The organism is Paraburkholderia sp. PGU19 (assembly GCF_013426915.1).
Classification (GTDB): domain Bacteria; phylum Pseudomonadota; class Gammaproteobacteria; order Burkholderiales; family Burkholderiaceae; genus Paraburkholderia.
The window spans coordinates 1,356,773-1,373,239 of the sequence record NZ_AP023181.1 but is presented as its reverse complement, the minus strand read 5'-3'; the positions used below and the strand labels follow the sequence as shown (position 1 = coordinate 1,373,239).

Sequence of the window (16,467 nt, the reverse complement as noted above, 5' to 3'; positions counted from 1 at the left end):
ACATCCTGTTGGCCTCTAGTAAGGTGCATCGATATTGGCCTCAGAATGCGCCTGCTCATCTGCCGGTGCCAAGTATCCGGCTTGCGGTGGAGGAAGAACGCACGTGTCCTTTAGCAACGTTGCGGCTTCCTTGATCCACGCGGGAATCTCCGCTTCATCGCACTGCGCAAGGAAGTCTGCAATTGCGCCGATTCCTTTGGAGCAGACTAAATACTGGCCGAGGGCATCGACCAAATTGGCGGACAGGTCGGGACAATTCCACAGGATATGAGGGGGCCAGTCGATCTGTTTTGAGAAGCGTTCTAGTGCTGGGCGCGTTGTACCCTTGATGACCACATTTTCGAACCCTTCTTCTTTGTGCATCAGAAGGAGTTCAACTTGAGGTTTAATTTTCGCCTCGTTATCGCCGTCTTGCTTGTCGCAGATGGCGAATGTTCGCTTCCCGAGACCGCGATAAAGCTTCACCATGCCCGCAAGATTTTTCTCCCCGGAAGCGTCCACGGTACAGATACCTAACGCTTCGAGCGAAAAGTAAGCTTCGGGATCAAGTTCGGCAAGACGTCGATAGGCGACCGGAAAAGCAGAGGCCTCGGTCGGTCCTTCGGCGATTAGTATGCGGCGAGCGGGTAGCCCCTCGCAAAAGACCCTCCTGAATTCCTTCCTGTAACGCTTCGGCTTCACAGTTTTAGGGAGTTCAATCTCGCGCTGCGTTAATGCACCCTTGGCGTCACGCGCGAGAACCACGGTGTCTTCAGGCGTGAACCCGTCGAGCACATACGGTGAATGCGACGTGAAGGGCGTTTGCGACGCGAGTTTGCGTACCTTATGGATGAACCGTTTCTGTGCATAAGGTGGTATCGCCGTCTTGGACTCTTCCATCGCAAAGGCGACGTTTTGCCTGCTTTCGGCGATCTGCGACAGCATGGCGAGCACGAGCATGTTGATCGTCCCGGTCCCTTGGCGATAGAAAGGGGCAGTGCGCTCGCCATCACTAATGGCGATAAACGCCGTTACGACTTTGCGCAGATGTTCGAGAGTGATATCGGAAACCCTGAGGTGCGGTTTCACGCCCCATTCTTTTGGGACATATTTATTGCGGGCGGTGTTCATAGTCTCAAGCACCGGAGAAACGCCTAATGCGGGATCGTTCGCTACCGTCAACCCTGAAAGGATCCGGAGGGTGTCTTCCCGCATCTGGGGCCGCACCTCTTTAAGGCGAAGCATAATGTCGAGGAGACTGCCCCGTTCAAGGCTGAGGGCGAGCGAGCCGGTTCGGATCGTGCGCATATTCAGGAAGCCGCAAAGTTGCTTGTCCTTCCGGGGAAACTGCTTCGGTGTGGCAGCTTCCGTAAGGCTGCTCGAAAAATAGGTCTTGCCCTCAAAGTCGTCTTCTTCCTCCTTGTACCAGCCGTGAAATGTGACTCGTAGTGCCCGGGTAATCGACGCGGCATCCGCACCAGCCGGGTTCGGCATGTCGTAGAGCCTGTTTGTAGCTGAGTTCCAGAACTCAATGTGGTGTCCAAAGCGGGCTCTCTGCTCAAGACGAAGGTCGACGATAACCACTTCAATCCGAATTCTGGGTGGCTCGCCGATTTCACCCGCAGCCGCGACCGCCGACGGCCTATTGAAGTAGTGGCCGTTGTAGAAATCACGTTCACTGATCGATGGCGCCCGATCAACCCCGTCAGGTCCAAGTGCTAGGTCAAGAGCCTCGAGAACGGTTGTTTTGGCGGTGTTGTTGTCTCCAATTAAGACTCCGTGCTTCGGCAGGAGCAGCGTCGCCTGTCGTATGCCGCGGAAGTTTTCGGTGAAAAGGCGGGCTATGCGCATGGCGGAATCTGTTTGGGATGCATATCGTGATGCGGCTACTTGCGACGGTGCCCGGAATGAACTTATGAGAGCACGTATATTACGCGGTGCGTTTCGGACGTGCATTGCACGATGTGGCGGAGGCCCGACTTAAAAATGTAGCGAGGGCGTGGCGGTCGCGACGGGAGAGCGACCGCTGGTATGCGGCCCAGGTGCAGTCCGGCGAGTCGATCGCAGATCCCGGGCCTACTTAGCGCATTCGTTACGCAGTAACGAATTTCGTTGCCAAAATATCGATTGTGTTTTCTGTGAGTGATCGCTCAGAAACAGCCGAATGGAAATGTCCCGCGCTACAGGCTCACTTAATGAGCTACTTAGGAAGCCATCTGATACCATCATTGAGAAAGAACGCCTGAGCAATGTGGCCACTCTTTCAAAAGAGACTCCCGTATTAGCTCGCTAGAAGGGCTAACTCGAGCGAGCCGGTCCCATACCGAACCTTAAGGGATCCGGCACCTTGAAGGGACATCTCAAATAATGCCGCTTTCGTGCATTCCGTGGTTAATCTCCTCGATAGCTTTTAGCAAGCGCCCGCCTGTCGTGCCCCGTAGGTTGCTTGACTTACGGTGTATCGGTCTCCGGCATTTGAGGAAAGTTGATGAATGAGGCCTTTGCACGAGAAGCCTTGCATGCTGAGATACTGCTGAGCAGACTTCACCGCCTGCTGATTCCAATCAACGTTTAGGCTGTCCACGGCTACCGTAGCATCGGCAATCATGTAACCGTCCCCGGCATCCGATGAGAGTTGTTGAATAAGTCCGTTCCGCGAGAACCCTTGCATACTGAGATACTGCTTTGCTGATCTAACGGCGTTATTCTGAGGTCCAGTCAAATCCCCGGCCCATGTGGGTGCAGCAGCAAACAAAGCGGCAGTCATCGCAACCTTCAAAAAATCCATTTGAACGTCTCCGAAACCTATGCGGTGCCTCTGACGCCCTCGAAGCCCTTGCCTCAAGGGATGCGAACGATGCGCCCGGCAATGAGATGAATATTGTATGCGAGGGAAGCAAAGCTTACCTCAACTTAAAGGTCTATGTCTAAGTTGGGCGGCATTGCGAGTTGATCATGGCGACGCACCATCTTGGGAGACTCCTTTTCGGAAATTGTCCGTGGACGTTATGCCCGTTCTATACGCGCCAACTCCTTGCCAAGGCCGCGATGGGCGGCACTCGGCCGCGTTCGCGTCGCCCGCCGTGATCACCGCTCCTAATGCCTCACCCGACTCTAGCTGTCCAGCTACCATTCTTATGCCGTCACGGGTACCAGATTGGCAGAGCTGTCTCAATATCCGCTCAATCTCATGACAGTCGCACGTTCCGCGAGCGTCGAGTCAACTACTCCTCGCGCGACTCACACGCCGATCCATACCGCGTCGTCCTTCTGCACAGGTGCGTTAAGAGATAGGCGGCGGAGGTCTGAGATTGATTAGGGAGAACGGAACTCGCGCGAGATGTGTCAGGTTCACGCGCTGGCGTTTGTCAAGCGTCAGACCTCTCGCGCGTCGAAGATGACCTAGTTCAACAATCATTTCATGGCCCTACAGTGAGTCTTGGCAAATGGATACCATAGGCGACCCATAGAGGAAAGCAAGGCATGGACGAGATGCAGCGTGCAACGTTTTTATTTTCACAACGGTCTACTCGACAAAAGTATGCAAATCATCGAGTCGAACGCGCAGAGCGGACCGGCGGATCGTAGGACTTGCGCTGAAGATTCTGTCAATGCTCGGATTTCAAGCGGGATGCATTCGGGTATGGGTGACTTGCGCGGGACCGGCTCATCCGGCGATGGTCTTCGCCCCATTCGCGAATGCCTGTCGTACCATATTCGGGCAATTCCGATGAGCGGTTTCGCACCTTCCCTCTGAAATTTCTGCAGTTTTTCTGAAATTTTTTTTCCCCGCGGAAACCCCCTGCGCGCAAGCCTTGTATTGACTCAATCGTAACGACTGACAAAGTTCACGCGCCATTGACTTGCTACGCCAAATTTATAAATGCCGAACGCTTCCAGAATACTACTGTTCTATGATGGAACAACCGAAGCAAAGTCCGCTTTGCTTCGATGTGCCTCACTTTCTTTAGCGCTCTCGGCCGTCGTCGACGTCGTCACGGTTGTCGATTGCATCGGCACGGGAGCCATGACTGGGGGCATGTTGAGCGAAGTCCTGGTATTGCAGTTGGAAGCGAACGCGCGGTCTGCCTTGAAAAGCGCCATCGATGAGCTAGGTATGAATGGCGTTTTTGCACACGGCCACATCGCATTTGGCCACGCTGGAGATGTAATATCGCGAATGCGTGAACTATTGAGCTCCGACCTGCTCGTCGTCGGTCACCGTGCGAAAACCGGCTTCGCGCGATGGTACGGCGGTCGCCCGCTTCATCTCGACTTGTTAGAAAGGTTGAAGGGGGCGATGATCGTCACCGTCACCTCGGATTGAATTTCCACCTGGCGCCACCCCCTCTCATCTAATTAGAAGAATCGTTATGAGCAAGATCATCCGCATCACAGCTGCCTCGAGCGGCTTTGGCCGCTTGGCCGCCGAGGCGCCGGCCCGAAGTAAGTCGACTTGCCTGGAATACGGCCTTTACACTGAGTGTTCTGGCAATGGGCTAACGTCATGAGTGTAGAAATGGAATCTCGCTATCTGACGACCGGCGCAGAAGGCTTTGGCCTCGCTACTGTCTCCAACAAGAACACCGTGCTCGACACTTGGTATCCATTCGTCTCGCTGCGATCCGATGCAGCCGGGTCAGCGACTTCCGAACTCACCGATTCGTATATTGCGGAATCTTTAGGAAAATGGGCCAGACGGGCAGGTCAATGGGACGAGCGTCGGGCAGTGCGAACGATCGCGGTGAAAACCTCAATTGCAAGCCTTGAGGAGTCGCCCGTGGACATCCACGATGTATATCTGCGTTTGCACCTAATCAGCCGTCGCCTCATTCAGCCGCGGCAAGCCAATTTGACAGGCTTTCTGGATCTCATGGCAGATGTCGCTTGGACTACGCTCGGCCCATGCGAACCAAGCCAGGCACTTGATATTCTTCACTCGTGCCGCGCCGAACGTATTCCGTTCGACGTTCACGGCACCTTTAAAGTGCCCCGGATGACGGACTACGTCGTGCCCGATGGCGTCTGGATTGAAGATGCGGACCGTGTGCTTTTGGGTGCGCACCTCGCTTGCGGCACGACGGTCACGGCAGAAGGATTCGTTGGTGTCAATGCCGGGACGACCGGGCCGTGCATGATCGAAGGCCGCATCAGCCTCGGCGCCGTCGTGGGTGAGCTATCGGATATAGGCGGAGGAGCGTCGATCATGGGTACGACGTCTGGAGGTGGCAAGCACCAGGTGACGATTGGGAAGCGTTGCCTATTGGGCGCGAACGCTGGAATTGGCATCTCCCTCGGGGACGATTGCGCAGTCGAAGCGGGTTTGTACCTCACCGCGGGAACTCGAGTCCGTCTTTCTACGGGCGAAACCGTGAAGGCGATAGAGCTCAGTGGCCGAAGCGGTCTTTTGTATCGGCGAAATTCGCAGACCGGTCGGATCGAGGCGTTGGCAAGTACGAGAAGTTGGGTGTCACTCCACCCGTCGCTTCATCGTCTCTCGCCTCAACCGTATCTTGTCACGCAAGGCGGGTAGTCGTTCCCGACCCAAGTCTTTCGTCGTGTTGCTCCTCATCTTTTCTATTGCAGCAAGGCATTCGATATCGTGCGCGGAACGCCCATTGATATGAAATCGATCCCGCTGAAACTGCGGGGTTGGTGGCACGCCTGAATCAGGCGGCCCGTTTTTCCATGTGACCCCACCAGGTCGCGTGGCATTTTTGTTTCTGTGCTGCCAGCTGATGCCATAAAAAATAAGGCTGCAGTCGATGACGTATACCAACCGTCCTACCGTCCTGATCGGGGACCGGACCACCGGCCCGCTTCATATCGGCCACTTTAGCGGTTCCTTGTGTGCCAGGGTTCAGTCGCAACACGAAGCACGGCAATTCCTGCTTCTCGCGAATACACGGGCCTTGACCGAGAATGTCGGCCGGCATCAGAAAATAACCGCGAATGTGATTGAAGTAGCATTCGATTATCTTGCCGTCGGAATCGACTCGACGAAATCCACCATCTTATTCAGTCACTGGTACCAGAGTAGGCGGAGCGGTCTCAGTCAACTTCGTAACCGTCGCGCGTCTTGAGCGTAATCCCAGAATCAAGGAGGAAATTCGCCTACGCGGTCTCGAGAGAGACTTCCCAACTTGCTTCCTGACGTATTCGATCAGTCAGGCGGCGGATATCATAGCGTTCAAGGCAACGCGCGTACCGGTGGGCGATGACCGGCTACCGATGATCGAGCAGATCAATGAATTGGCTGCCGGTCGGAGCAATGCGGTGCGTCAAGAACCATGCCGGGCAATCGAATGACCTGTGAGAGCGCTTTAACAACAGCGTCGGCACGGCCTCGCATTCGATGAGTGCAGGCCGGTCGCAGCGCGAGCTGCTGTCGCACCTCGACAAGAGTTTCAGGCTAACTGCTCAGGCAGCCCGCGAAGTCGGACTGTAGGCTGGCCAGGCCAGCCGTTTGCGGTTTGATCACGCAAGGATACAAGCGCATCCCGGGCTTTTTCAAGCACTGGCGGCTAGTGTGTATTCCCCTTCGGAGCTTCTCGTCAGAAACGCACTGTAGAGCGCAAGGCAGTCTGCCCCTGCTGTCATCACTTCTCCCAGCCGCCAATGCCGAGAACGCGTTGCGCCGCGTAAGCTGGGGAGGAAGAACTTTGTATCGGTCGCACTGCAGCGACCTCTACCATCGCGAACACATGCTGCGCCGGCTCAGCGGCTTTTTCCTGAACGTGTCAGTCGAATGGACGTACTGGCTGGTTTTCAACGGGCGCACATCGATGATCTAGCGCTGCCCACCGGCGTTCGGGCTTGCGGGTCAGCTCGCTCATGAAGTGTCCAGGCGCGTGGACGCCGACGCTGCGTCCGTATCGTTTCCGCAAGGCTTTCGGAGAGACGTCATCATCGCACCATGCGGGCCTTGCTTAGCAGGAAGTTGGTGTCACGTCCGTGCGCGTGCGTGCGCATGTCCGCCTCGTAACGATGCATCTCTGCAAGCCGGCGCTCGGTCTGCAGCTGTTGAAGCGAGCGCACCCAGTTCCGGCAGCCCTTCTTTGCGCGGCCGTCTGGGTGATAGTTGCCGGGACTGTTCGCGCGGCGTTGTCGCTCGATGTGCCGCCGCAGGCGACGGATCTCGGCGTGTGGGCGGTCGACCTCGGGCGCAAATCGCTGCAGACCCGCATCATCGCCGATGACCCACGCGATGTTCGACGGGACGATATCAATGCCGCCCACCGATCCCTCGGGCGCGAGCCGGTGGAGCACGCGGCTTAGATCGGCGTCTTGCCGTCCTGAACGAACTGGACGAACCACCTCAGCCTGCTGTGGAGCATCTTCCACACTATCCGGCAGTATTTGGTTTTGAACTGCAAGGCGGTCGCAAGCCACTCGTCCCCTTGCAGATCGGGCATCTTGACTTTGATAGTCCAGCCGCTTTCGACCTAGAGCGAGCCGGCTTTTGCATCCCAGCGCAGCATGCCCTTGTTGTTCTTTCCTTCGAGACTGTGCAGCGGGCGCTGAGCCTCTTTAAACCGTGGACGGCTCCGTTTCCGAAGAGGTACTGTTCAAGTGCCTTAACGACACGCGTGGCAATGGTCTGGGTTTCGTGCGAACTGATCCGGTCGGCAAAGTCGGTTGCATTCTCGTGTGCGACCGCGCGTGTGAAAAGCAAATTCCGTGAAGTGGTGTGCCTCTCGTATTGCCTTGAAAGCGTCGTTGCGTGCGGTGCCTTTGGGCAGTTTGTGGGCGGGCGGCCCACCGCCCGTCGGCCTGGTGCGCGGCGACAATCATCTTGGCCGACCGGCCATGCTGCTTGACGCTATCTAGCCTGGATCGCCTCAACAATCACGAGCCGATTTTGCGGCATTACGCTGAATATCCGCTTGCCGCACTTCAGGCGCGAACGAAGTCCGGATACGTCGGCGGGCGACGAGTCCAATGCCGACGTAACGATGACAATCGGGCGCTCTTTGTGCGGCATCGATTGCTTTGAGCCTAGTCCGATAGGCAGGCGGCAAAGGTTCGGATGCTGCGTATAGCAACCATTTTATTTCGATGCACAAGGGAGTCCAGAACCGTCGGAAAGCGACGGGTTCGAGTGCAACGTGACTATGAGGATCGGAAAGTCTTTGAACTGGGAAATTCCGTAAGGCAGGAGGGAAAGCCAGCGATGTGGCGAGGCCTACAACGGCACTCGTTCACAAAGGTTTCGATAACTCCGCCGTAAGAACGCAGCTTGCGCGAAAGTCTCTTCGGGTCAACCTACCGATTGAAAACGGCGCCCGCGCGACCATGAGCGGCTGAAAATGGGGCCGCGCCGCGCCACGAGTTAAGCTTCGGCGATATTCAACTGCGCATTGGTGGAGGGCGCTTCATACTCACAAGCTCTATCAACTCATGTCGATCATCTAAGGATGAGATGGCCACGGTCAACCATTTTCCATCGGGGTATGGATGGGCTTCGTCGTAGAGCTTCACCAACTTCGGGCTCCAGGAATAACGACGCTCGTCAAATTTTTCCCGCTCCGTTCGCCCCAAGACCACAAGAACGGACAACATCTTGTATTCAGGCAGCAAGGTGCAGAAGGCCTTGGTCTTCTTGTAGCGCAGTGACCAACCGCGTTTCTTGCCGCCATAGAGCCAGTCTGGCGTGAAAACACCGGGGTAGGATGCCTCGATCCAAGTCTGTAGGCTGACCCAATGCCTGAACGCGTCGGACCCCATCCAGTTGCGTAGGGTTCGCTCATCGGGCGGTGCCGATTTGTCGGTGATCCTGTCGCCGATTTGGGGAGACTGTTTCATGTGCTTTCCTCTTCCTCTTTATAGGCGGAATGCTTCAGGTTGCGCAGGTGCTTTTCTTGCTGGCGATCTTACATGAGCTTCCGGCAAGTGGTTTTGCTTTTCAAGACTCTTTCATATCCTCTGCAGGCCGTAAATAAGCGGCACTGATATCAAATTCAACTCATCATCTTCGGTTACTGCGTAACGGCCTTGACGGCATTCGGCGACGCTGTCTCATCACAGCGATATGACGCGATTTGGTCCGAGTCATGTGCGGTCATCTTGACACTTTCAGCACCGTCTGGGCTGAGTGATGTCCGGCGGCCGCAGGCGGGTGCGTGTCGCTTCAGCAACGCCGACAAAGTCGAGCATAATCATCGTGCTGTTACGCAGTAACAAAATTAGGCCGGTGACTGCGATAACTGTCCCTACTCCGACGAATCGAGTGGTTAGTGTTCTACTCCCGTACCGCTATCTTTAGATAATGACGATGTCGATCGACCCGTCGCACATTGTCGTTTTTGCCGCCATTGATGGCCACCGACCGGGGCGACTATGCAATGTCTTCGCAGATTTATGAGATGGAGCCGCAAACGGCAACAAAACGCTGCAGAAAGTAAAGCGGCGTCAAGCCGTGCACCTATTGACGAGCAATTCCTCAAGTTGACAAATTAAACAAGATGGCTGTCTGCTATAGGAATCGTTTGCGCGATGTCAGCGGTCCTGACTGTACCGGTGAAATCTTTTGAAATGAGCGATACGACATCTGAAACCTGTGGTCCCGACCATAGTACACCGGCTGCGGGGGACATCAGGAATTTCGCTTGTTTGTCTGCTTCCGGGCAGGCGCGTGCGCTCCGAGACCGCATCGATGGCGGAGCACTTGCCTCGATGTCGGAGGCAGAAGTTGTCGAATTAATCTCCGAAATGACTCCCCAGGCATTAGTCGCGTATATCCGTATTGCAATCGGCCCGGCCAATGCTCACGCATATCAAATGCGTCGCTGCGAGCGTGTGAATGGGTATTGGCCTTCGAAAGCTGACCATATCGAAGTACGTTGCCAGGATAGTCCGCGACGCATTTACGCTAAATGGTTGGCGGACGGTGCACATGCGGGACAGGAAATAATCTACGATGAAACTCGTGACGAAAAACGTTTCATGGGCCATTTTGGTGGCCCATGGCGGTTCCTGTCGGGTAGCTTCGCTGTCGACGGCACGTTCACAAAGATCCGGTCACGACATAGTATCCGTGACCTCGGTATAGGTTTTGTTCTTCGTACACTTGAGCATGATATGACTAGCTTCGCAGCAGAAGGCGTCAGCGCAAAGCCTACTCATATCGATGTGCCGACGGTTGGCGGTCGAAAGGTGCTGGCGTTGACATGGGATTCTCAATACGGACCTCCGGCGCACTTCGCACCGCGCGTAAGTTTGATGCTGGATTTGCATCGTGCGCAGCTACGCGGGGTCACAGCTACTGACATGGACGGAACTCTGATTGAGGAGATCAGTTTTGAACATATCAGTCCCCGTACCTGGACCGACGATGCGTTCAATCCACATAATCCGGCTTACGAGTTCCCTCATTCGGCAGGTGTCCACGCGCCCGGTGCTTGGTGCAAGGGAGAATTGGGGCGATAGTGTTGCGTAGCGTATCGATTCGCTCTTCAAGCTAGCCGCGCGTCGCCGTATACGGCAAACGAGAGTCGCTCTCCGTTCACATGCCGCCATGCCTTCTCGATTGCGTGAAAGACCGTCGGGACGAATTCGTGATCCTCAAAGGAAGCGGGCCGATTGTCGTTAGGATAGGAGAGGGCCGCGGGCGCGCAGATCATTTCCAACAGGCGCTCGCTGAATCTTCCACTCGTTGAGACTTCTGCCAACACCTCTTCCTCCAACTTGTGAAGCAAATTCCAGGTCAGGACTCCTCTCGCCCTGTGCCGCTCTACGACGCGCGGCACGACCTCCAGGACGGCGGCCTCCGCGTTAAACAGGATGCTGTTCGGCATTGAAGTTCTCCGCAGTGGTTTCAGTGAAAATTCCGGCTCGTCGTCGGCAGTTCGCCGAGCAGATGCGAAACGTCGACGAGTCGCTGCGCGACGAGGTGCTTTACGCCGCCTTCGCTCTGCCAGACGCCATATACCGCTAGCAACGAAGACCCGAGTGCTTCGCGCCGGTGCCGCTCGAGCACCGATTGCCAAACGATGACATTGACCGACCCGGATTCGTCTTCCAGCGTCATGAATGTCACGCCGTTGGCCGTGCCCGGACGTTGACGCACCGTGACGATGCCGCAGGCGCGCGCGAGTTGCCCGTTACGATATCGCATCAGCACTTCAGCGGGCATTAATCGCATGGACAGCAGCTTAGGTCGCAGCAACTCCAGCGGATGACGGCCTAGCGTCAGGCCCGTTGAGCGATAGTCAGCCACCAGGTCCTGTCCTTCCGTGGGTGCGGTGAGCGCCGGCGCCTCTTCCTCGCGCGCCGTCGCCCGCAAAAGATCCTTTTCCGGCACTGAGGCGACGGCAGTCCACAGCGCCTGACGCCGATCTCCCGCAAGCGCTTTCAACGCGTTCGCGGCCGCAAGTACCTGCAGGTCGTGACGATCGAGCTGGGCACGGTTTGCGAGATCCGCGATGTCTCGGAAAGGTCTGACGGCGCGAGCGGCTTCAATTCGACGCGCCGTTTCTTCACGCATGCCGCGCGCGATGGACATACCAAGACGGACGGGTGCCATGCTCCCGTCGCCTTCGAGCGACGAATCCCAGCCACTGACCATGACGTCGATCGGCAGCGCGCCAACCCCATGCCGCTTTGCATCCTGCACAAGCTGTGAAGGTGAATAGAAGCCCATCGGCTGGCTGTTCAGCATCGCGCAGAGGAAAGCGGCCGGTTCGTGCTTTTTCAACCAGGAGCTGGCGTAGACGAGAAGGGCAAAGCTGGCCGAGTGGCTCTCCGGGAATCCATATTCACCGAAGCCCTGTATCTGCGCGAAGATCGACTCGGCAAACTCGCGATCGTAGCCGCGATGGAGCATGCCTTGGACGATGCGATCATGATAATGCTCAAGCCCGCCTTTGCGTTTCCACGCCGCCATCGCGCGTCGCAGCTGATCGGCTTCGCCAGCGCTGAATCCGGCCGCCAGCATCGCGACCTGCATCACCTGCTCCTGAAAGATCGGCACGCCGAGCGTGCGCTTCAACGCCTGCTCGACGTCGGGACTTGGGTAAGTCACAGGTTCGAGGCCTTGCCGGCGACGTAGGTACGGGTGAACCATGCCGCCCTGTACGGGGCCCGGTCGCACAATAGCGACTTCAATGACAAGGTCGTAAAACTCGCGCGGCTTCAGACGCGGCAACATGCTCATCTGCGCCCGCGATTCGATCTGGAAAACGCCGACCGTGTCTGCCGCGCAGATCATGTCGTACGTGGCTTCGTCCTCGGGCGGTATGTCCTGCATCTCAAACGGCTCCCGACGGCGCTGTGACACCAGTTCGAGTGTGCGCCGGATCGCCGACAACATGCCCAGCGCGAGCACGTCAATCTTCAACAGGCCGAGCGCCTCGAGGTCGTCCTTGTCCCATTGAATGACACTGCGGTCTCGCATCGACGCGTTCTCGATGGGAACAAGTCGGGAAAGCTTGCCGCGCGCGATCACGAAGCCGCCTGTGTGCTGCGAAAGATGTCGCGGAAAACCGATCAGCTGAGCTGCCAGCGTCGCCCATTGCTGGATCATCGGAGCTTCTGGGTCGAGCCCACTGTCTATGAAACGACGGGTGAGATCAGCGCTCGAATCGAACCAGTGATGCTCCTTTGCAACGCGATCGACGATGACGGGATCGATGCCTAGCGCCTTACCCGAATCACGTAGCGCCGAGCGCGGCCGATACGTGGTCACTGCGGCCGCGAGCGCCGCGCGAGTCCGTGTGTATTTACGGTAGATATACTGAATAACCTCTTCCCGTCTCTGGTGTTCGAAATCGACGTCTATGTCCGGGGGCTCCCCACGCTCTTTACTGATGAAGCGCTCGAACAACATGCTGCTCCGATCGGGGTCAACCTCTGTGACGCCCAAACAAAAGCAAACGGCAGAATTGGCCGCGGATCCTCGTCCCTGACAAAGGATTCCCTCATTGCGCGCGAAGCGCACGATGTCATAGACGGTCAGAAAATACGGCTCGTATTTCAGATCGGCGATGAGCGTCAGTTCGTGTTCAATCTGCGTCTGCACTCCGTGAGGGATGCCGCGTGGATAGCGCCGCCGCGCGCCGAAGTATGTCTCACGACGCAGGTATGCGGTCGGAGTGATCCCGGGGGAACGAGTTCGTCCGGATATTCATACCGAAGCTCGTCGAGCCTGAACGAACAGCGCGATGCAAAATTCAATGTTTCCGCAAGCGCGTCCAATGGATACACATTGGCAAGCCGCAAGCGTGATCGCAGATGCTGTTCGGCGTTCGGCATGAGTTCGAAGCCACACTCAGTCACCGGCCTGTTCAAACGAACGGCCGTCAGAGTGTCCTGCAGGGGCTTGCGCGAGCGCACGTGCATCAGCACCTGGCCGGTCGCAACAACAGGTAGCGCATGCCGCTCGGCCACGTCATAGACAACATTGCGATGTACATCGTCCAGCGCGCGAGCGTGCAGCGTAAGCCCCAACCAACAGCGATCGTCGCCGAATGTCTCTGCTGCCCACTCGGCCTGTGCCATGAGCCGCGCTTCCTTCGCTGGAAATTCGGGTGTGAGGATAATCAGGCAGTCGGGCAACCGCCGCAGATGGCCATACGGCGCGTCCGGGTGGTCCAGGTCATGCGGGTAGACCAGATAGCTGCCCTTTGCGGTGCGCGTCCGCGCGAGCGTGATCAGTTCCGAGAGGTTTCCGTATCCGTCGCGGTTCTGAGCGATAGCGGTAAAGGCGAGGGCCGGGGAGCCGTCGGCATTCGTCACGCGAAAGTGAGCCCCTACCAGCAGCTTCACGTTCGACTCTTTCGCCGCAACATGCGCTCGGACGATGCCCGCGAGCGAGCATTCGTCCGTGATGGCGATCGCCTCGTAGCCCAGTCGGCCGGCGCGTTCGGTTAGCTCCTCAGCATGCGACGCGCCGCGAAGAAACGTGAAGTTCGAGAAGCACTGAAGCTCGGCGTAACCGGGCAAGCCAAAGGAAACTGAAGACATGGCTTCACCCGAACAGCCCGTGCAGATACCAGCGCGGTTCGTCTTCCGCGATAGCGCCGATACGCTCGCGATAGATCCAGTAGCAGATGTGGTCGTCGGCCTCTGCAACGAAATAATCGCGTGTCACGACCTCGCCACGAAACCATCCTGCCTCCACACGTTCTCCCGACGACACTGTGCGCAGTGGGCTGCCATAGAATGGCCGCTCGCCGCGCATCAGGAGCTTGATCGGTGCATCCAGTAGCCATGTAGGGCGCGGCGTATCAACGGCTGGCGGCTCGTACTTCGCACCCTCCGTAACAGGTACCCAGCGCGCAGCCACTTCCGGACGATGATCGGCAACGGGCGCCGCGCGAAGCACGTTTTCCGCGCCGAGACGCGCAACGAGAAGTTCGATCAGACGCGCGTGATCAGCGGCCGTGCCACCCGACTCCGGAAATAGCGAGTCAGATGCTGGTTCTGCAGCAGAAGCCTTTTGTACGACAAGCTGCAGCGCTATAACGGCAGCCGGGAGATCCGTGCGTCCGAGCCGCTCCTTTAACAATCGGACAAGATGATCCTCGCGCCATGTTGGTTCTGCGAGCGACACGTCGATCGTTGTTGGCTCGATTGCATCACGGCCGCGCTCATGCTCGAGCAGCAGGGCAATCCGGGTCACAGCCAGTTGGCGCTGCGACAACCAGCCTGTCAGTTGCACAACGAGCCTGCGGGCTGCGAAAAGGCATGCCTCTGCGTGTTCGATGCGATCAGGGAGTTCAACGCGCGCATGGAAAGTTGCTGGCGTCTCGAACCATTCATACACTTCGGGTGAATCTCCATATGCGCGATCGAGCACGTCCAGCAATGCTGTCCCGCAGCGCTTTTTCAATCCTGCGCGAGGCAGGCGGATAAGTTGGCCGACCATCTCGCATCCGATGCCCGTCAGCCAATCGATATGACATCGTGCTGGTATCGGCAATCCAACGGGAAGGTCGCCGAGGGCACGAGTAAGCGACGCGTGCGACAGAGCAATACCTCCTCGATGACGCGCCAGCATCCACGCCCCTTGCCCGGTCGGTGCCACGCTCACGGTCGCAGAGAGTCCGATGGCGTCAGCCACGCCGCGCGCCATTTTTCGGAGCGATCTGATTCCACCGAAAAGGCGCAGGCTCGCTGACACGTCCACAAGCACCGTGCTTTCTTCGGCGATAACTACCTGTGGCGAAAGATTCAGAAGCCCAGTGGCAAGCTCTCGTACAGCGTCGACCTCGCCCGTGGCGTTGCGATCGTGCATGACGGTATGCGGTGCGAGCGTGAGAACGCCGCCGCGCCGCATTCCGATACGTATGCCAGCGCGGCGCGCAAGCGAATCAGCCGCGATGACGCGTTCCTTCTCAAGCACGGCAAGCCCATCAGGTGCCTCATACGACCACTTCGGCCGGAACACTTCGAGGCACAACAGCGGGAGATGGACTCCTATCCACAGTTGCATGGCGCTTCACATTCAAAATCGGGGAGGGCGTCAGGGGAACGAACAGTGGCTCGTCGCGCGCCGGGCCGCGACGCTTGACGAATTCAACGGCTACGCCACCTTTCGTGGAACGAATCGCGAGTCGCAATGGCGCCGGCGATGCATCACGCGTCGTTGCCAACGGTCGAATCAAGAAAAATAGTGACTCCGACGCTTGCGCAGCGAGATGAAGACGCCGTAGTGACTCTGCCCGGACGTGACCCTGCCAGAAGAGAAGCGCACCGCACGTGCCGGCCCTTAAAATTTGCTCGGCTGCCCACAATGCGTCGGCGGTCTTGGGTGCCTTCACGGTCATCAGGTTATCGGCACTCAGGCCCCACCAGGCGAGGGCCGTCGGCTGGACTGTGTGCGGTGGCTGCAGCAATACGAGCGGCTTTGCTGAGAGCTTTTCGAACGCGATTCGAAGTAGACGCAACTCCCCGCATCCATGCTGTTGGACCAGCAGATCAGTGAGCGCGCCGCGCGGCCAGCCGCCTCCTGGCAATTCCGCCGCAAGGTCGGCATTGCCGCAATCGACCACCCTCGCCGTACCGCGGGCGAGCTGATTTCCCTTCCACAGGTCCGGATGAATTGCTTCGGGCAGCAGGACTGCGCTCATGGCCGCTCCAAGGTTAAGTACTGTATAAAAACACAGTATAGACTGGATGTCGGTTTCGCTAGCACTCCTTGTCTCAGTTGAGCCGTGTACGTCGCCACGAAGTCGGCTGCCTGACACGGTACACGCCCGCTCGTTCGACCCTGAGTGCCGCCAGGCGCTCGGCGGCGCCAAAGTTGACACCGACGCGTACACGGCTGTCAGTGTTCGCGTCGCGCGATGACGAAACGAAGAGCGGTCGGCTCCGGTTGTGCGCGCGATGTTCGTCCCGGTGGCTCGATCGTGGCCCGGCGGTCTGGTACCCATCATCCTGGATCGTCGAGGCGTACAGTATGAAACGCCGATGGGACTGTGACCATAGTTCACGCCGCTCCGATACGAGAACCCACAGAATCCGTTACTGTGTAACGAACTCAGGTAA

At 57.6% G+C, this 16,467-nt stretch carries 10 protein-coding genes and 2 pseudogenes; 4 read left to right on the top strand and 8 right to left on the bottom strand.

Features of this window, described 5'->3' with window-relative positions:
* Positions 1–15: 15 nt before the first annotated feature.
* Positions 16–1,830, bottom strand: a complete 1,815-nt coding sequence (locus tag H1204_RS35855) for a TOPRIM nucleotidyl transferase/hydrolase domain-containing protein (RefSeq protein ID WP_243468821.1) — start codon at positions 1,828–1,830, stop codon at positions 16–18.
* Positions 1,831–2,389: 559 nt separating this feature from the next.
* Positions 2,390–2,767, bottom strand: coding sequence for an Ltp family lipoprotein (locus tag H1204_RS35850; RefSeq protein ID WP_180733461.1), 378 nt, complete (start codon positions 2,765–2,767; stop codon positions 2,390–2,392).
* 1,095 nt (positions 2,768–3,862) lie between these two features.
* Here H1204_RS35850 and H1204_RS35845 point away from each other — a divergent pair.
* The 3 genes and pseudogenes from H1204_RS35845 to H1204_RS35835 all read left to right on the top strand — a co-directional run.
* A complete protein-coding gene (locus tag H1204_RS35845; RefSeq protein WP_243468820.1) occupies positions 3,863–4,306 on the top strand; it encodes a universal stress protein in 444 nt (147 codons plus the stop codon).
* Positions 4,307–4,498: 192 nt separating this feature from the next.
* Complete coding sequence (locus tag H1204_RS35840) at positions 4,499–5,512, top strand: DapH/DapD/GlmU-related protein (protein ID WP_243468819.1); 1,014 nt, start codon at positions 4,499–4,501, stop codon at positions 5,510–5,512.
* A 232-nt stretch (positions 5,513–5,744) separates the two neighbouring features.
* Positions 5,745–6,234: pseudogene (locus tag H1204_RS35835) on the top strand (tryptophan--tRNA ligase); the annotation flags it as partial.
* A gap of 651 nt (positions 6,235–6,885) precedes the next feature.
* On the opposite strand, the gene H1204_RS35830 reads toward H1204_RS35835, so the two are convergent.
* Both H1204_RS35830 and H1204_RS35825 read right to left on the bottom strand, forming a co-directional pair.
* A complete protein-coding gene (locus tag H1204_RS35830) occupies positions 6,886–7,218 on the bottom strand; it encodes a hypothetical protein (protein ID WP_180733459.1) in 333 nt (110 codons plus the stop codon).
* Between the two features lie 1,110 nt (positions 7,219–8,328).
* Entirely contained in the window at positions 8,329–8,784 is a 456-nt protein-coding gene (locus H1204_RS35825; protein ID WP_180733458.1) for a DUF3788 domain-containing protein, read from the bottom strand.
* 690 nt (positions 8,785–9,474) lie between these two features.
* Between H1204_RS35825 and H1204_RS35820 the strand changes: the two genes are divergently transcribed.
* Entirely contained in the window at positions 9,475–10,407 is a 933-nt protein-coding gene (locus H1204_RS35820; RefSeq protein ID WP_180733457.1) for a DUF1571 domain-containing protein, read from the top strand.
* 26 nt (positions 10,408–10,433) lie between these two features.
* Here H1204_RS35820 and H1204_RS35815 read toward each other — a convergent pair whose 3' ends face one another.
* From H1204_RS35815 to imuA, 4 genes and pseudogenes are all read right to left on the bottom strand, one after another.
* Positions 10,434–10,775, bottom strand: coding sequence for a DUF2471 family protein (locus H1204_RS35815; protein ID WP_180733456.1), 342 nt, complete (start codon positions 10,773–10,775; stop codon positions 10,434–10,436).
* Positions 10,776–10,795: 20 nt separating this feature from the next.
* Positions 10,796–13,941, bottom strand: a pseudogene (locus tag H1204_RS35810) (error-prone DNA polymerase).
* Between the two features lie 4 nt (positions 13,942–13,945).
* A complete protein-coding gene (locus H1204_RS35805) occupies positions 13,946–15,412 on the bottom strand; it encodes a DNA polymerase Y family protein (RefSeq protein ID WP_180733455.1) in 1,467 nt (488 codons plus the stop codon).
* Positions 15,342–16,049 carry a translesion DNA synthesis-associated protein ImuA gene (gene imuA, locus H1204_RS35800; RefSeq protein ID WP_180733454.1) on the bottom strand — a complete coding sequence of 236 codons (708 nt, stop codon included), beginning with the start codon at positions 16,047–16,049 and terminating at the stop codon, positions 15,342–15,344. The genes H1204_RS35805 and imuA overlap by 71 nt, the downstream gene beginning before the upstream one ends.
* Between the last annotated feature and the right edge of the window lie 418 nt (positions 16,050–16,467).